Raw genomic sequence first — 16,015 nt, 5'->3', positions numbered from 1 at the left:
CACAGACACTCTCCTCGCTCAAGTTGCGGAGAGAACAGAGAGATGGCCGTGGATCGCGAATCGATGACCCGGATCCACGCTGCAGTTGATCAGTACCAGGAGATTCAGCCTTGGGACACCCAGGCAGTGTGCCTGGCCCGAGCCTCCGATAGGAGGAGTTCTCTGAGCTGCTCACCCGTACGCCCCCTTGTCTTGACCGCATGACAGTTGGGGCAGAGGGCGATCATTTGAATCGGATGGTCGCGGCCCCACTTTGCCCGATCCTGGACGTGGTCGACCTCCAGAATGGGGTCGCCGTTCTTGTTCACGTCGTCGGGCTGCCCGGCGCACAAGGGATTCTCACAGTGCCCGCGGCTTCGGACCAGTACCGCTTTGACAGCAGCTGAGGAGCGTTCGGGCTGCTCGCGAACGGTCTTCGAGGTGCGGTCATGGTCGCCGCGTGCTTCGGCGGCCTCCACCGTAAAGCAGAGCCGCAAGTACATTTCGAGCCTGCTTGCACCCTCGGACGGCGAAGCGGAAGTGTGCTCTATCTGACGCAAATCAACCGCCGTGAGCAACGCTTCTGGGAGGTCGCCGTCGAAGAATTTCCTGTCGATGATTTCGATGACTTCTAGCCGCACCGCTTCAGTCGACGCGACGAGTTCATATACCCAGGTGCTGAGACCACAGTGGGGATTCTGTTCTTCGAGCCAGGTGATCGGCTTGCCGTGTGCCGGTGGAACAGGCCCCACGTGTCCTTGCAATTCCCACAGATCCGTGTGGGCCAGTGCAACAATGGGAAACTCGGGGGTTGGTCGTGAGCTGGGTTGGCCGTACTCGCGCATAAGGCCGCGCAGTTCACGGTGCACGTCTCGCCAGAAAACCAGGCGCGGATGCTGGTGTGCTGCTCTCCCCAGCGCCCAGAGAAGGGTTATGGGCTGATGCCGAGCGGGCCCATCAGGGGTGTTGGCGGCGCGGAGCGTCCCAAGGATCTCTAGCAGGCGCGACCGAGGGGAAGCCGGCTCCTCGACGATCACCTCGAAACCCAAGCGCTCCAGGATCCGGCCGACCGTTTGCCGACCGCCGGAGAATTGGTCCGGGGCCAGTGGCTGGCCTGTCGCATGACGGTGAGCAACCCCGACTATGGCCTTCGAGTCGTAGTAGACGCCGTCGTGATGGAGGAAGTATCGACGGGCCGGATCGAAGCCGTAGTGGTGCAGGAAACGATCACGCCCGAGCTGATCGCACTCGGCCATCGCGTCGAGGACGGCCTCGCGCGTGATCACCGAAAGATCCATCCAGGCATGCTATGCCCGAAATGGGCGGGATTCCCGCTAGTTCTGGCTCTATGGGTTGGCCTTCTAAGGACGGTGGACGTGTGTGACGAGGGTGCCTACGTGGCCTGGGGCGGGGCCAGTGAAACCCGCGCCGTAAGGCAGACGGAACTCCGAACCTCCGACCTCAACCCGCCGCGCGGACGACGCGCAGACGGCGGGCCACCGGGGTCGCGGTCAGGCCGTACAAGGTCACCGTTGCGACGATCACTAGAAACGTGACAGGGAGGATCTTGGAGGCGCCGCCGATTCCCTGCGCGGTGAGCTGGGTGGAGAACGTCGAGGCGGTGGCGGCGGCGACGATGCCGCGCGGGTCCATCCAACCGATGAAGCACCACTCGCCAGTCGTCAGGTCCGTGCCGCGCGTGGCCAGGTAGGCCAGGAGTGGCCTGACGAGCACGACCAAGGCGACGACCAGTCCCAGGGCCGGAAGCGCCACATCGGCGACCGACTCTGGTGTGATCGTGGCCGAGATGGAGATGAAGAGCAGGCCGATGCTCAGCTGGACGATCGTCTCGGAGACCGGCCTGTGTTCGGGGAGGTCGAAGCTCTTCAGGTTGGCCACCGCAAGTCCCATGATGATCGCCGCCAGCAGGCCGGCGTCGTCGCGGGCGATGTCGCAGGCGGCCGCCACGGCGACCACGGTGGCGAGCTGTGCGGTGGCCGCGAGCACCTCGCCGAACCGGAGCCACCGCATCAGCAACCACAGCAGTCCTGACCCGACAAGCCCGCCGGCCAGGCCGACTCCGAGGCTGAGGGTGAAATGCAGTACGTGCGTGCCGGAGCCCACGCGGGTCTCGTGGATGACGCCGCTGAACACCACAGCGCCCAGGATGCCGCCGATCGGATCGACCAGTGAACCCTCCCAGAGCAGGATTCGCCCCACCCGCTCGGCGGGCCGGACGAAGCCGAGCAGCGGGCCCACCACCGTCGGGCCGGAGACGACCAGAATGGCTCCCAGCATCACCGCCGCGCCCGCCGACAGGTCGAGCAGCGGCGCGGCGAGCAGCGCGGCGCCCGCCATCGTGAGCGGGACGCCGAGCACGATCAACCTGACCACGATGCGGCGGGTGTCTCCCGTGAGCTTCCGCATGTCCAGTCCCAGACCGGAGTCGTAAAGGATCAGCGCCACCGACAGTGACACCAGGGGCTCGAAGGCCGCCCCCAGCAGCCGATGGGGATCGACGTCATCGGTCAGCGCACCCGCGACGAAACCGGTCGGGAGCAGGACGATCAAAGCGGGGATGCGCAACCAGCTCGCCAAGAGCTGGGAGCCGACCGCGAGTGCGACGGTCAGCCCCAACCCGAAAAGGATCTCATCGGTCGTCATGGCGCCCCCTGGCCTCGCGTCGCCCGGCCAGACGGACGCGTCTCATCGGTACGGCGTCAGCCGGTCACGGCGACGGTTCGGTCACGCGTCTCTTCGAGCGCGTCACCGAACTCGCGCACTCCCAGAGGTAGTGGGCGCCTTGCCGACCACCGAAGCCGAGCCCCTCACGGCCCTAAGCGAGCCCGCCAGATGACGACGCCAGTATCGGCGACGCTCCGAAACCTGGACGCTACTAGACGGAGTAACGGCAGGCTGACGCAGACACACCATGGCCCGGAACCCAAGACGAAGGGTGAGAACCACAACCGGCCTCAGGTCCGGGCACCGGCTCCTCCAGGGGGCCGCAGGTCAGCGGAGTTCGCCGGCAGCGTCCCGGACGACCTTGTCGACGTCCTTCGAGCTCACGTCGAGCTCCCTCGCGACGTGCTTCTCGGCCTTCAACGCGGCCTTGTCCATGGCCTGCAACAGCTTGCTCTCGCCAATGATGATCAGCGCGGCCTGCCCATCATCGATGATCTCCCCGAACTCCTTGACGTCCGCGCGGGACATGCCGCGCCACAAGTGGCCGCTCACCCCGCCGACGGCGGCGCCGACCGCGGTGCCGGCGATGATCGCGGGCGGGAACAGGATGCCGACCAACGCGCCGACGGCGGCGCCTCCCCACGCCCCGTGCCGGGTGGCCGTCTCGTCCTTGTTCACGTGTACCTTGCCCGCGTCGTCCTTGGAAACCACGGCGGCGTCGTAAGTGCCGATCGCGCCGGCCGCGTGAAGGTCCTTGACGACGTCGTAGTCCGCCCGCGCCACAGCCTCGCTGGGATAGGTGCCGACGTAGATGAATACCGCATCTGGCTTCGCCATGTCGTATCTCCTGTTCTCACCGCACCCGGATGGACGCGCGGCGGGCCGAAGCCGGATCATGCGGACCGTTTCGGCAGGAACGCTGCCGGTGATCCGCGATCAGGCTGTCTTCTCGATCAACGCCAGGATGCGCACTGGCGGCCCTGCCGCACTTCACCTCCTACGGGTGAAGCCCACCCCCTGCAACAGCTGACCCTCGCCATGCCCTCGGACACCATGCCGCAGGCTCGTCATCCGCGCTCTACCTGCGCGACTCTGCTGCCGCCCTTGACGTGCATCCGCGCGTGGCCATGCGCATCCTGCGCCACATTCAGATCACGTCACGATCGAGGTCTACATCCAGGTGACCGACGACAGACCCTGGAGGCGTTCAAGTGCCTCGGCAGCGCATTCGACCTGTAGTCGTCAGGGCGTGTCGCTATACATCGCTGCTGTGTGGAGATCTACAAAGCCCCCTTACGGTGACTTGAGTTTGTCGGTCTAAAACTGACGATGATCGTTGACACCTGGGTCTCCGGCCACTACGGAGATCATCTATGTCGACCCCCAGCCCCCAGCTCGACCGTCCCAGCCCTCCACTGGACCGTGAGGCCAAGCGGCGCCTGGCGGTCATCCGGCACGTCGAGGAGGTCACCGGCAACGTCGCTCAGACGTGCCGGTACTTCGGGATCAGCCGGCAGGCGTACTACATCTGGTACCGCCGCTACCAGGCCGAGGGCGTCGAGGGCCTGCGCACCCGCTCCAAGCGCCCGAAGACCAGTCCGAACGCCACCCACGTCGAGGTCGTCGGGAAGATCATCTACCTGCGGCAGAACTACCACTTCGGGCCCGAGAAGATCGCGATGTACCTCAAGCGGTACCACGACGTCACGATCTCCAAGTCCGGGGTGTGGCGGATCCTCAAACGGCTGGACATGGGGCGGCTGCCCGCCTCGCAGCGCTACAAGCGGCACGACAAACGCTGGAAGCGGTACGAGAAGCAGCTGCCCGGCCACCGACTTCAGATCGACGTGAAGTTCATCGAGCCGATCGCCGGTGCCGCAACCGGGCGCCGCGGCGGCCGCAACAAGTACTACCAGTTCACCGCCATCGACGACTGCACGCGGCTGCGAGTGCTGCGCATCTACCCGACCCTCAACCAGAAGACCGCGATCCAGTTCCTGGACTACGTGCTGTCGCGGCTGCCGTTCCAGGTCGAGGTGATCCAAACGGACAACGGTGCAGAGTTCCAGTCCGGGTTCCACTGGCACGTGCTGGACAAGGGCATCGCGCACACCTACATCAAGCCGCGCACTCCGCGGCTGAACGGGAAGGTGGAACGCTCACATCGCATCGACGCCGAGGAGTTCTACGCGATGCTCGACGGTGTCCTGATCGACAGCGCCGAGGTGTTCAACGACAAGCTCCGCGAGTGGGAGGACTACTACAATTACGATCGACCACACGGCGGCCTCGGCGGCCAGACACCCTACGAACGTCTCAAGCAGAAGACTCAGGCCCAGACGTAAACGATCATCGTCGGTCGCACATTGACAGAGTTCTAGTGGTGGTCTCAACCCCCAGCCTGGGAGTTGCGATGGGCTTCGAGATCCGGCCTTGGATCAAGGTGCTGGCGTGCGGTTCTTGTAGTTGGGGGCTTCCACCCTGATCGTGGACACCGGTTGCTATGCGGCGGCTGCCAGCATAAATGATCTCTGTTCGTACTCGGCCAGGCTGAGGTGGCCGAGGGCTGAGTGCCTTCTCCGGGTGTTGTAGAAGGTAAGCCACCGGAACACCTCGAGCCGGGCTTGGTGCATGTTCGGCCAGCCGTGGGCGGGCAGGATCTCGCGCTTGAGGCTGGCGAAGAATGCCTCGGCCAGGCTGTTGTCGGCACTTGAGCCGACCGCTCCCATCGACCGGCGTACTCCCGCGGCGGAGCATGCATCAGCGAACGCCTTGGAGGTGTACTGAGCGCCGTGGTCGGAGTTGAAGATCACCCCGGCGGCGTTCCCGCCGCGCGTGGCCAAGGCGGCGTTCAGCGCGTCGATGACCAACTCGGCGCGCATGTGCTCGGCCATGGAGTAGCCGATCAGCCGTCTGGTTCCGATGTCGATCACGGTCGCCAGGTACATCCACTTCCCTGCGACGGGCAGATACGTCACATCCCCGCACCAGCGTGCGTTGGCGGCCCCGGTCCTGAAGTCACGCCGCAGCAGGTCCGGCACCGGCGAGGCCGGCTGCTCGGGGATGGTGGTGCGGCACCGCCGGCGCAGGTGCCGTCCGATGATCCGGTGCTCGCGCATCACGCGTTCGACGCGTTTGCGGTTCACCCGATGCCCTTGGCCGCAGAGTTCGGCGTGCACCCGCGGCGATCCGTACGTCGCGCCGGAACCGGCGTGGATCTTGCGGATCTGTTCGGCCAGACACCGATCTGCGGCCTGGCGGGCGGCCCGGGCCGGAGCGGCCTGCCGCCACCGGTAGAACCCCGACCGGGAGATCTTCAAGATCTGGCACAGCCGCTTCACGCCGAACGCGCGGTGGTGGGACTCGACGAAGGAAAAGCGGCTCAATCCAGCGTCTCCCGAGCGAAATAGGCGGCTGCCTTGCGAAGGATCTCCCGCTCCAGCTTCAGCTCGGTGACCTGCTTGCGCAGCCGGGCCAACTCGGCGTCCTTGGCCGACTCGGCCGCCGCCCCGGGCCGCTGTGCGGCCTGGGCCGCACGGACCCAGGTCCGCAACGTCTCGTGATTGACCCCCAGATCCTTAGCGACCTGGGCGATCGGCTTTCCCGACGACCGGACCAACGCCACCGCGTCGGCCCGAAACTCCGCCGGGTACCTGAATGTCCCCAACAAGGACTCCTCTCCCTGGACCACTCATGATCCAGGTCCCGAGGTGTCCACGATCAAGGGGGAACGCCCTTGGTCTGTGGTCGACCTTATGTTTCGGGACCGCTTGCCCTTCGGAATGGCCTGCGGCAACACACAGCGTGATCGCGGTGCGGTGGTGGGCGCCGCGACCTGGAGGATCCGTGCTAGACGGGTTGTCAACGGCGCTTGAAGCTGGGCCTGGCTGCGGCGGGCGGGTTCCAGTACTTGTCGCAACACTCCTGGCTTGTGAAGGGCTGTGGAGTTGGGACGACGGGGACGTAGGCGGCAACTGAACCAGAGGCCTCTGCGGGCTGTGTGCCGCGCAGCCCTGGATGTGTCGCCTTCAACGCTGAGCTAAGAGCGTGTCTCATGTGGTGTCGGTGGTCTTGCGGCATGATCGGGGACTATGTCGTCGGATCTTGCGCTCCGGTTGGTGCCCGATGAGTTGTGGCAGCTTGTTGAGCCGTTGATTCCTGGGTTCACGCCGCGGCGACAGGGTGGCGGAACCGCAGGAGTGGACGATCGTGCGGTGTTCACCGCGATCGTGTACGTGCTGACCAGCGGGTGCGCGTGGCGGCATCTGCCTGCGGATTTCGGGGTGAGCGTCCCGACCGCGCATCGCCGGTTCTCCGCCTGGACCTCCGCGGGGCTGTGGCCGCGACTGCATTAGGTGGTACTGGACGAGCTCGGGTCACGGGGCCAGGTGGACTGGGCGTCGGCGATCGTGGACGCCGCCGCCGTCCGCGCGAAAAGGGGGGCACGCTGACCGGCCCCAATCCGGTCGATCGCGGCAAGAAGGGCAGCAAACTCCACGTGCTGACCGACGCCGGCGGGCTTCCGCTGGTGGTCGCGGTCTCGGCGGCCAACGTGCACGACAGCCAAGCGTTCAAGCCGCTGCTGATGGCGTTACCGGCGATCCGGTCCCGGCGCGGGCCACGCCGCCGGCGGCCGGTCAAAGTCCGCGCAGACAAGGCGTACCACTCCGCCGAGCATCTGACCTGGCTGCGCAGACATGGCATCGTGCCGCGCATCGCCCGGCCCGGCATCGAGTCCGGCGAACGCCTCGGCCGCCACCGCTGGGTGATCGAACGCACCCTGGCATGGCTGTTCGGCTACCGACGACTGACCATCCGCTACGAACGTCACGGCCACCTGTTCAATGCGTTCCTCACCCTCGCAGCCGCCATCACCTGCTACAAGAAGCTCGCTCAGCTTCCCACGTGAGACACGCTCTAAGTCGCCGCGCTCATCCGCCATCGAAGCAAGGCGGTCGGGTCGAGATGGCGGCTGCTGAACTCCGGGCAGGAGGTGCTTCCCCCCTGGCCCATCTGCGCAACGACGAGACGTTCAACCAAATCAGCGTCGGTTCGGAGGCGTCAACGAGCACCGCCGGCGGTATGTGGAGGAGACGGTAATGCTGCTGTCGGCCCGCTCGCCCGAACTCGTGCCGACGCTGCGCAAGGAGACCAGGAGATGGACCTCACCTATCTGGTGCTGGACGGCACCCTCATCCACGCCGACGGAGTACGAGCAGACCGCCCGAACTTCTCCGGCGAACACCGGGTGCACGGGATGAACCTGCTGGTGATCGCCAGTGCGAGCGGAACGATCCTGAGGACATCGGGGGCACCTGCCGAGCAAGGTCCACGCCCTGACCGCCGCTCGCATGTGGGGCATCCTGCGCGGACTGGAGAAGGTCGGGATCCCCTCTGGCAGACAAGGCCTGCCGGGGGCCGAAGCCTCGGTGGTCACCACCTGGGAAGTGATCAATCCGGACCCGCTGCATCCTGAACCCGCAACCCGCTGCGGGCGTCTGGATGTCCTGAGGGTACAGAGAAGCTCGCGCTATCCCGAGCCTTTCCTGCCCTTGGGTGTGCCACCAGCGTCTCTGGAACTCCCAAACCATCATCTGGCGAAAGCTCGAGGCTAGCTGATCGTCGGGAGCTGAGTCTGGAATGCTTCATGACGCGAGTGGATTTCCTGCCCAGTGAAGGCCTTGAACTCGCCGAGGCGGTACGCGGTAGTGCTGCCGCGAACCTTCTCTTTGATCTCGAAGTCACGCTTTAGGTGGTTGATGTGCCGCTCAAGAGTGTGCTGATCAAGTGGGTGGCGCAGGGCCTGAGAGATCTCTTCGAGACGCATGTAGCGGGTTGCCTTACGAAGAACCTGGTAGACCGGATCATGGACCGGCTTGATGTCTTCAATGAGGGGCTTGGGTGCGGCCTTCGGGCCAGGGTTCAAAGCCTTGTGGATCGCCGTGCCGACTGCTTCGGCGACGGGAGGCGGAAAGGCGTTTCCGATTTGACGGTAGACCGAAGTTTTGCGACCAGAAAACTCCCACTTGTAGCGGGCATCATCCCAGCCTTGGATTCTAGCCACCATTGGCCAAGTCAGCTTGGGCGTAAAGTCGATGGGATCGTCCGGACCCGGGGCATCGTTTGCGATCCCCCAGCCATCGACGCCCATCTCTGCCCATGCCGCCTTGGCACGTGTCGGGCCGAGATCGGCGCCACCGTGCTTTTTGGAGCCGCCAACGATCGTAGGTGCGATCTTGTTGGCCTTATCGCGCCAGGCGTTGGCGCCCGGCCAACCGTTTGCGGCCATCAGGTCGTGCAAAAGTTCTCCGACAGTAAATGGCTTTTTGGTAGCAGGTTCTGGCCACTCAAAGTACGCAAAGTCCTTGGCATGCATGGCCACCAGGACGAAGCGGGGTCGAAGCTGCGATACGCCGAAATCGGAGGCTTGAAGGAGCTTCCAGTCCGCAATATATTCCATGTCGTGGAGCTCGTCCAAGACAGCCTGCCGGTAGGCCGTGAACCGGTTCATGCTAAGCCCCCGCACGTTCTCCAGTAGGAGGGCCCGCGGCTTCATCTCGCGGCACTGCTTAACCGCCCACGCAAATAGGTCGCGCTCGTCAGTTGCCCCTAGTTGCTTGCCGGCGATGGTGAAGGGCGGACAGGGCACCCCACCGGCGAACAGGTCGATACCTTGGTAGTCAGCTGGGTCCCAGACCGAAGGGTCGGCGACATCACCCTCTCCGATCTTCCAGCCGGGACGGTTCAGCTTCAAGGTCTGGATGGCATTGGTATCGAGCTCGACTGCGAGTTCGTGCTCGAAGCCTGCTCGCTCCAGGCCGAGTGACTGGCCCCCTGCCCCAGCGCAGATCTCCACGACTCTCAACTGGTCAGCCATGGAGTCCTCCTGTGATGCCTGAGTGTTGTGCGAGGAAGCAGTCATGAGCAGTATCTTCTCTCATGGAGGCCCACCGCTGACGAATTGAGAGCAGAGCCACGGCAAGATCATGTCTGACGCACCTGGCAGTGACCCTCGTGAGCACGCTTGGGGCAAGGGACTGTATCCCCGCCCGACGAGCGAGGGACGGTCGCGGAACATGCGCGCCAACCGGCGCTCTGACACCAAGCCCGAGGTAGCGCTGCGTAGTGCTCTGCATGCTCTTGGCTACCGCTATCGTAAGGATCTTCGGGTCGATCTTCCTGGGGGTGCCCGCGTCAGGCCGGACATCGTCTTCACGGCGCGCAAGGTGGCTGTTTTCGTCGATGGCTGCTTCTGGCACGTCTGTCCAGAACACGGCAGGCAGCCCACCACGAACGAGTGGTACTGGACCCCTAAGCTCCGTCGGAACATGGAGCGTGACCGGCAGGCCAATGCTGCCCTCCGTGGAGCAGGCTGGCGCGTGGTGCGCCTGTGGGAACATGAGTCCCTCCCCGAGGCCGTCGATGCTGTCGTACGGGCAGTGGGGCCCGCCTCTGCCGAATGCAAGTTCGAAGGTACGGGCGAGGACTGACAAAACAATAGATCGCCGTGGGCGAGATCACGTCAGGTCGACGCCGAGCTTGCCTCACGGCAAATGTTCTGCAGCAACCGCTTTCCTGGTCATCTGCGAAACCACGCCCGCGTGTCCGTTCGGCCATCCGAAGTCTGAAGTGGGGGCCGAAGGGGAAGGAACCCGCCGGGCGTATAAGGCGACCAGAAGGGTAAACGGCTGTGCGGTACTAATTGGTCGGTCCGCGGACGAGCCTGCTCCCGCCTAGGAGCAAGGGGGAGCAATATAGAGGGCCTCTACCTCAGGAGCTTTTGTCGCCGTCTAGCATGTTGCGTATCTTTTGCCTCAGAGTGTCCTGGTCGCTAGCCGATAGGCGGCGCACCCGGTCATAGATCAGGTCTAGGCGTGTCCGGATTCTATGTCCTGCTTCGAGCCAGGATCGCAGTGAACGCAACTCCTCTTTTCGTAGCCCTCTGACGTCTGGCATCAAGGCAGTGAGTGTTTCTGGTATTCCCATTTCCTGGCGAACCGGCTCGTTGCACCGCTTGCACTCTGTCTGGAGATTATCCAGGTCTGTTGAACCGCCTAGCTCTCGCGCAAGCCGATGACCCACTGTCAGTACAGCCTTGCTCTCGGGCTTATCAGGGTAAGGCTCTCCACGTCCGATTCCACACACCATGCAGCGGAAGCCATCACGATCGAACACTCGCCGACGCTTCCCGTCGGAAATTCCCTCACGCTTTGGTCTCGGCCCCAGTCCCGGATGCCATCCCTTTTGATCCAGCCGGTAGGTACCTACCGGTAGCGTTCTGTCGTCCTTGTTGGATGGGACGACCCAGTCGTCTGGCCGAAGGTTGCGCAGTCGGCGGTTGAGATGTTCAGCGCTGTTAGGCACGTCGGGGTCCTCCCCGAGCGCTCGGCGCAGAGTGCGCATCGTGAACGTCTCGCCTTCGCTGACGTTGAAGGCCAACCATGCTGCGGTTTTCTGCTCGTCACCGAACTTTCGACGGGTCCCCGGCCAGTAGCGCAGCTCCCACCACAGCACGTGCCCGGGTGCGTAAGCCCCGGCCGGGTAGTTGTCGGCGCTGTCGGTCATGTCTGAGATCACAGCAAATGTCTAGCCGTTGGCGCCTGCGGGTACAACCCAGTATCTGAACACCACTTGTGAGGGCACTGGACCCTTCGGAAGACGCGGGCCTGATCAGGTGCACCTGGCGGAGGGCGAAGCAGCGCGTCGCAGATCCGGTGAGCAGCACCTGCTGGCTATCGCTGTTGTCATGCCCTGGCCTGGTGTAAGGACGGCTGCGACTCCAGGTTGACCACAGCGTCGTGGTTCCGGCCCGGTCGCCTGGCTGAGCTCGTGACCTGCGCGATGGGCTTCCTGGTCTCCGTGACGATCCGCATCGTGCCCTCACGGAGTTCCGGATCACACCGTCCTCTCCTGTCTCTCACGACCCAACCATCTCTCTGGTCCAGGTCTCCAAGCTGCGAGGGGAGCGCATTCCATTGCTATGCGCGCCTGTGTAGCTGTCGTGGCAAGCGCGGACGGTCTTGCATACGTACCGGCCTCGTGAATCGACGGTAAGGTGACATGATTAAGGCCGACGTTGCGGCGGTCTCGCGCCGACGAGGCAAGGATGAGGGATGGCTGTCGGTGGCTATGGGGTAGTGGCACTTAAGTCGGGCGTCGTGAATCAAGTCAGTTTTTCAGGTTTCTGGCTCGGCCAGATCCGAACTGTCGCTTACGTGTTCAAGTGCGCCGCAAATTTAGCAGTGACGAGGCTCGAACCCAGCCTCAGTCTCATGTGTCATGGGGCAAATACCACGGGCCAGCCCATGCAGTGCCTCTTGTGCGGGCTCGCGTGAATCCCAGTAACCAAGCCCAGGTAGCTTGATGGCCGCGACGCTAGGGCGTGTTGCTATGGGTAACGATCATCTCCAGGGTGATCCCTTCTGTCTTCAGATGCATCATGCCTCCGTGATCGCCTAAACGGGCGTTTGTCGATGGAGCGGTCTGGCGACACTGAGGAGACGTGTTGGTGCCCATCTAAATCAGCTCGAGCAATGGCATGTTGGATCGCAAGGGTGAGCGATCTCGGTTGAACACGGCTGGCGCTCTGTGGGATGGGACGACCTGCTGTTTGCACGTGTGGAGTGTCATCCGCCGACGGCTAGATGCCCCCCGTGCACATTCAGCCGTGTGCGCAAGTCCTGACATTCTTAGTGCGCGTTTGAGAAGTTGATCTCGGTCGGTGTGTCTGCGTGATGTCGTGTGCCGGTTTGCGCAGGGTGTGGCGATGGCTCGGACGTCGTGTTACCCCTCGAACCTGACCGATGAGGAGTGGGCGCTGGTGGAGCCGCTGCTGCCGCCGGCCGGCAGCGGTGGCCGCCCGGAGAAGCATTCGCGGCGCGAGATCGTGGACGCGGTGCTGTACGTGGTGCGGACCGGCTGTCCGTGGCGGCAACTGCCCGCCGACTTCCCGCCCTGGCAGACGGTGTACTGGTACTTCGTGCGGTGGGAGAAGCAGCGGGTCACGCTGCGGATGCTCGACGCGCTGCGGCAGCAGGTCCGCCAGGTCGAGGGCCGCGACGCCGACCCCAGCGCGGGCATCATCGACTCCCAGAGCGTGAAGGCCGCCGACACCGTCGGCCGCGCGGGTACGACGCGGGCAAGAAGGTGCCGGGCCGCAAGCGGTTCATCGTCACCGACACCCTCGGCCTGCTCATCACCGTGACCGTGTGCGCCGCCGGCGTCCAGGACCGCGACGGCGCCAAGGGCACCCTGCTGGGCCTGTACCTGGCATCCCCGACCTGCCGATTCGTGTTCGCCGACGCCGGATTCGCCGGACGCCTGGTCGACTGGGCCGCCCAGACCCTGCGCACCACGATCCACATCGTCCGCAAACCCGCAGACCAAAAAGGGTTCGCCGTACTGCCCCGCAGGTGGGCGGTGGAGCGGACGCTTGCCTGGCTCACCGCACACCGCCGCCTGGCCCGCGACTACGAACGCTGCCACCCCGCCACCAACGAAGCCATGATCCGCTGGGCCGCCATCGGCCTCATGACCCGCCGCCTGGCACGCGGTGGACAGCCCGCCGTCCGCCAAGGCCCACGCCCCCTCGAATACCTGTAACAAGATCCTTCTCAAACACGCACTTAGTCGCCTACCGCTGCCATCATCCAGGCCGGCGGGTGTGGACCGGTTCCGGTACGGAGCGGGTGACAGGCACCAAGTTGGGTTCCTGCCCAATCACGTACATCACTGATCCCGCGCCGGATGACGGAGGGCGGGATGTCGAAGCGAACTGATTCCCAGCGGCCGACTGAGGACTGGTCAGCTGGGGTGTGCTGGCGGATCCAGCCAGGCTCGATGGTTCCGACGGCCCCTACCTGCAGATCGGCATCAAGGAAGACGAGGGCGAGCCGCCATGCCGGGTCGTCCCGCATCACCTCGTACTCGGTGCGGGACAGGTAGATGGTGAGACGACCCCTCCGGGTTGTGGTCTTAACCTCCAGATTCAGGCACAACCCGTCGGCCTGCACGGAAATGTCGTAGCCAAGGCCGTCGGCATACTCTGCAACGTGGTCGACATGCACGCCTGAGACATCCTTGAGAAGTGTGGCGAGTGTCGCCTCTCCGGCCGCGCCGACCTGTTCACGGGCGGCGGCATCGAATTTTCCCCAGGCAGTGTGTATTACGGCCGTGGCCTGACGTGGGGAGAGCCCGAGGGCCTCGCCTATCGTAATTGCATCGTTAGGCAGATCATCAGGGGTACTGATCAGCTGGTCGGCGTCGCGGAGCCACAGCGGGCTGGCATGCAGGATTGCCGCCTCCATGAGGACCAACTCAAGCGGGCTGCCGCGGTGGGCCAGGGCCCCATCGCTGCTTACGATACCGAGATCTTTAAGCCACGCGAGGGCAGTCCCGTACTGCGTGGGAGTGAGATCGACGAAGTCGGGGTGGTTGGCAAACACGGCATGGGCACGGTCTACGGATGAGTGCCGGAGATGACGGCACCATCGGCGGGCAGCGCGCAGTACAGGCTCAGCCGGCAGGGGGGACATTTAGGTGCTCCAGCAACGCTGCAATATCTGCTTGGGTCGCGGCCGCGGGTTCTTCTTCAAGGTCGGCGAGCTGCCCGACGGAGGGATCGTCTAGCACTGCTTCCATGAACCGCAGCTTGGTCTCGAGCCGCTGTTCAACCACATCATCGATTGTCTTGTTCGCCGAAAGCACCGTGACGTTAGTGAGCGTCCCGGGTTTCAACCCGAGGCGATGGATGCGGTCGAGGCTTTGCAGGTATCGGCCCGCGGCGAAGTCTCGGTCTACGTAGACTGCATCGTGGCAGTCCTTGTGCAGACTAATCCCCTCACCCAGGGTTGCAGGGTTGGAGAGCAACACATAGCAGTCGGGGTCATCGCGGAACCGTTTAAGCTGATCGGCGCGGTCTACTGTGCCACCGTGCACCAGGGCCGGCCGATAGGGGCGCAGCATGAGTTCCAGGGTGGTGAGATTTCGAACGAAGGTCGACCACACGAGCGTCTTGCGCCCAGCCTTGGCGTTCGCGTCGACGATCGCGAGGGCCTCCTGATACTTTGGTGACAGCTCGTAGCTGGGAAGATCCTCTAGCAACTGGTATAGCGTGGCATCGCTTGGCACTTCAAGCGGCGGTACTCGGAAGCGCAGAGCTTCGTACTTAGTGTCGCCGACGGCAAGCAGGGCAGGGCTAGTAGCCGCCATGAGTAGATACATCATGACGCGCCCCAAAGCCTCTAGGCCTTCCTGGGACCGTGGATGAGCGACCCGCGCCGATCGAGCACTCATCTCTCCTGTGAGAGCGGCGTAGATTTCTTCATGCAGGTTGGGAAGGTCAAGGCGACGAATTGTAAGCTTGACTTCCGGCAAGCCAAGCTCGCCCTTTGTTGTGCGCGCAAAAAGCGGTCGCAGCACGGTGCTGGCATGCCGCAGATCATTATTGCCGATGGCTCGCGTGACGATCCGGCGACCTTCACCCGGCCACACGAAACCCAACAAGCTCTCCAAATCCTTGACGCCATTGGGAGCGGGTGTGCCGGTCAGGATAAGGCGGCGGTGTGCTCGTGGACCGAGTGACAGGCAGGCAGCTCCGTGAACACCATTGGAGCCCCTTTTCATTCGATGTGCCTCGTCCAGGATGAACATCGAGGGCTTGATGGTGAGCCATCGCGCAAGCGATACCTGGTGCTTCACCAGCCCTTCATAATTCACGATGATCAGTTCGACAGCTGGGTCGACGCGACCATGGTCTAAAACCTGTGCATGCAAAGATTCGGAGAAGCAAACTGTGTTCTCAAATCGCCAGCTCTCATAGGCCGCCTTCGGGGCCACGACCAGCAAGCGTTCGACCTGGCCCTGAGCGCGCAATACTTGAAAGGCTGCCAGAGCGACCCGGGTCTTTCCTGCTCCGGGTACGCTAAAATTGGCACCGTGATTCATCGACAGCAACATGGCGATGTCGCGTAGCTGAAACGTTGTGAGTGGATCAGGTGCACACCAGCCGGAAGCATCAAGGACATCGTTGATTTCTTTTGGCGACAGAGGCGGCGCCTCAGGCTCTTCGAGTTGCCTGCTAGCGGCCACGGAATCCCGGTGGCTAGTCTCGACTAGAATTCTTAGCTCGGGCTGCCACTCCACGTCATGAGACGATGGCCAGTTCCCCAGCTCCCGGAGATTAGCAAGTAGATCCTCGAGTTCTATCTCTACCAGGTTTGGCCGTTGATGCCGGGCTGTGACGAAGTGGCCTGAGAGCTTGCGCAACTCGTCGGCCCGCTCGTTCGGGACGCGAAGAAGTACAGCTGTGCCGGAGGGGTCAAGTTCGAGGCGGAGACTAAACATACACAAG

The 16,015-nt window shown here is 63.8% G+C and carries 11 protein-coding genes and 1 pseudogene; 4 read left to right on the top strand and 8 right to left on the bottom strand.

Annotation, left to right across the window (positions count from 1 at the left end; genetic code table 11):
- Nucleotides 1-104: 104 nt before the first annotated feature.
- The 3 genes from ACQPZP_RS43185 to ACQPZP_RS43175 all read right to left on the bottom strand — a co-directional run bounded on the left by ACQPZP_RS43185 (nt 105) and on the right by ACQPZP_RS43175 (nt 3,501).
- Nucleotides 105-1,277, bottom strand: a complete 1,173-nt coding sequence (locus ACQPZP_RS43185; RefSeq protein WP_433475390.1) for a hypothetical protein — start codon at nt 1,275-1,277, stop codon at nt 105-107.
- A gap of 163 nt (nt 1,278-1,440) precedes the next feature.
- The gene (locus ACQPZP_RS43180; protein WP_433475389.1) at nt 1,441-2,643 is read right to left on the bottom strand and encodes a cation:proton antiporter domain-containing protein; all 1,203 of its coding nucleotides are present in this window, start codon (nt 2,641-2,643) and stop codon (nt 1,441-1,443) included.
- A 348-nt stretch (nt 2,644-2,991) separates the two neighbouring features.
- Nucleotides 2,992-3,501, bottom strand: coding sequence for a DUF1269 domain-containing protein (locus ACQPZP_RS43175; RefSeq protein ID WP_433475388.1), 510 nt, complete (start codon nt 3,499-3,501; stop codon nt 2,992-2,994).
- 536 nt (nt 3,502-4,037) lie between these two features.
- On the opposite strand from ACQPZP_RS43175, the gene ACQPZP_RS43170 reads away from it, so the two are divergent.
- On the top strand, nt 4,038-5,009 hold the full coding sequence (locus ACQPZP_RS43170; protein WP_433475387.1) for an IS481 family transposase: 972 nt from the start codon (nt 4,038-4,040) through the stop codon (nt 5,007-5,009).
- A 156-nt stretch (nt 5,010-5,165) separates the two neighbouring features.
- On the opposite strand, the gene ACQPZP_RS43165 is transcribed toward ACQPZP_RS43170, so the two are convergent.
- Nucleotides 5,166-6,331, bottom strand: a protein-coding gene (locus tag ACQPZP_RS43165) for an IS3 family transposase (protein ID WP_433479771.1) whose coding sequence is annotated in 2 segments (ribosomal slippage) — nt 5,166-6,067 and nt 6,067-6,331 — 1,167 coding nt in all. Because the reading frame shifts where the segments join, the coding sequence is not laid out codon by codon here.
- A 424-nt stretch (nt 6,332-6,755) separates the two neighbouring features.
- On the opposite strand from ACQPZP_RS43165, the pseudogene ACQPZP_RS43160 reads away from it, so the two are divergent.
- Nucleotides 6,756-7,573 (top strand): annotated as a pseudogene (locus tag ACQPZP_RS43160) (IS5 family transposase).
- 702 nt (nt 7,574-8,275) lie between these two features.
- On the opposite strand, the gene ACQPZP_RS43155 reads toward ACQPZP_RS43160, so the two are convergent.
- On the bottom strand, nt 8,276-9,541 hold the full coding sequence (locus ACQPZP_RS43155; RefSeq protein WP_433475386.1) for a DNA cytosine methyltransferase: 1,266 nt from the start codon (nt 9,539-9,541) through the stop codon (nt 8,276-8,278).
- Nucleotides 9,542-9,650: 109 nt separating this feature from the next.
- Here ACQPZP_RS43155 and ACQPZP_RS43150 point away from each other — a divergent pair, with 109 nt between their 5' ends.
- Nucleotides 9,651-10,154, top strand: a complete 504-nt coding sequence (locus ACQPZP_RS43150; RefSeq protein WP_433475385.1) for a very short patch repair endonuclease — start codon at nt 9,651-9,653, stop codon at nt 10,152-10,154.
- Nucleotides 10,155-10,434: 280 nt separating this feature from the next.
- Here the strand turns inward: ACQPZP_RS43150 and ACQPZP_RS43145 are convergent, their stop codons facing one another.
- Nucleotides 10,435-11,229, bottom strand: a complete 795-nt coding sequence (locus ACQPZP_RS43145; RefSeq protein WP_433475384.1) for an HNH endonuclease — start codon at nt 11,227-11,229, stop codon at nt 10,435-10,437.
- Between the two features lie 1,201 nt (nt 11,230-12,430).
- Here ACQPZP_RS43145 and ACQPZP_RS43140 point away from each other — a divergent pair.
- Nucleotides 12,431-13,266, top strand: a protein-coding gene (locus ACQPZP_RS43140; RefSeq protein WP_433475383.1) for an IS5 family transposase whose coding sequence is annotated in 2 segments (ribosomal slippage) — nt 12,431-12,785 and nt 12,785-13,266 — 837 coding nt in all. Because the reading frame shifts where the segments join, the coding sequence is not laid out codon by codon here.
- 23 nt (nt 13,267-13,289) lie between these two features.
- Here ACQPZP_RS43140 and ACQPZP_RS43135 read toward each other — a convergent pair.
- The gene (locus ACQPZP_RS43135) at nt 13,290-14,108 is read right to left on the bottom strand and encodes a DUF3883 domain-containing protein (protein WP_433475382.1); all 819 of its coding nucleotides are present in this window, start codon (nt 14,106-14,108) and stop codon (nt 13,290-13,292) included.
- Nucleotides 14,109-14,178: 70 nt separating this feature from the next.
- Nucleotides 14,179-15,807, bottom strand: coding sequence for a DEAD/DEAH box helicase (locus tag ACQPZP_RS43130; protein ID WP_433475381.1), 1,629 nt, complete (start codon nt 15,805-15,807; stop codon nt 14,179-14,181).
- Nucleotides 15,808-16,015: the final 208 nt, after the last annotated feature.

This window comes from Spirillospora sp. CA-142024, assembly GCF_050942325.1.
In the GTDB taxonomy this organism is placed as follows: Bacteria; Actinomycetota; Actinomycetes; order Streptosporangiales; family Streptosporangiaceae; genus Spirillospora.
Note: the sequence above shows the minus strand (reverse complement) of the source record. Positions and strands in the feature narration are given on the sequence as shown.

What these genes read in the sequence shown, in the direction of transcription:
- ACQPZP_RS43185 (WP_433475390.1), bottom strand. Translation starts at nt 1,277, where the DNA reads ATGGATCTTTCGGTGATCACGCGCGAGGCCGTCCTCGACGCGATGGCC.
- ACQPZP_RS43180 (WP_433475389.1), bottom strand. Translation starts at nt 2,643, where the DNA reads ATGACGACCGATGAGATCCTTTTCGGGTTGGGGCTGACCGTCGCACTC.
- ACQPZP_RS43175 (WP_433475388.1), bottom strand. Translation starts at nt 3,501, where the DNA reads ATGGCGAAGCCAGATGCGGTATTCATCTACGTCGGCACCTATCCCAGC.
- ACQPZP_RS43170 (WP_433475387.1), top strand. Translation starts at nt 4,038, where the DNA reads ATGTCGACCCCCAGCCCCCAGCTCGACCGTCCCAGCCCTCCACTGGAC.
- ACQPZP_RS43155 (WP_433475386.1), bottom strand. Translation starts at nt 9,541, where the DNA reads ATGGCTGACCAGTTGAGAGTCGTGGAGATCTGCGCTGGGGCAGGGGGC.
- ACQPZP_RS43150 (WP_433475385.1), top strand. Translation starts at nt 9,651, where the DNA reads ATGTCTGACGCACCTGGCAGTGACCCTCGTGAGCACGCTTGGGGCAAG.
- ACQPZP_RS43145 (WP_433475384.1), bottom strand. Translation starts at nt 11,229, where the DNA reads ATGACCGACAGCGCCGACAACTACCCGGCCGGGGCTTACGCACCCGGG.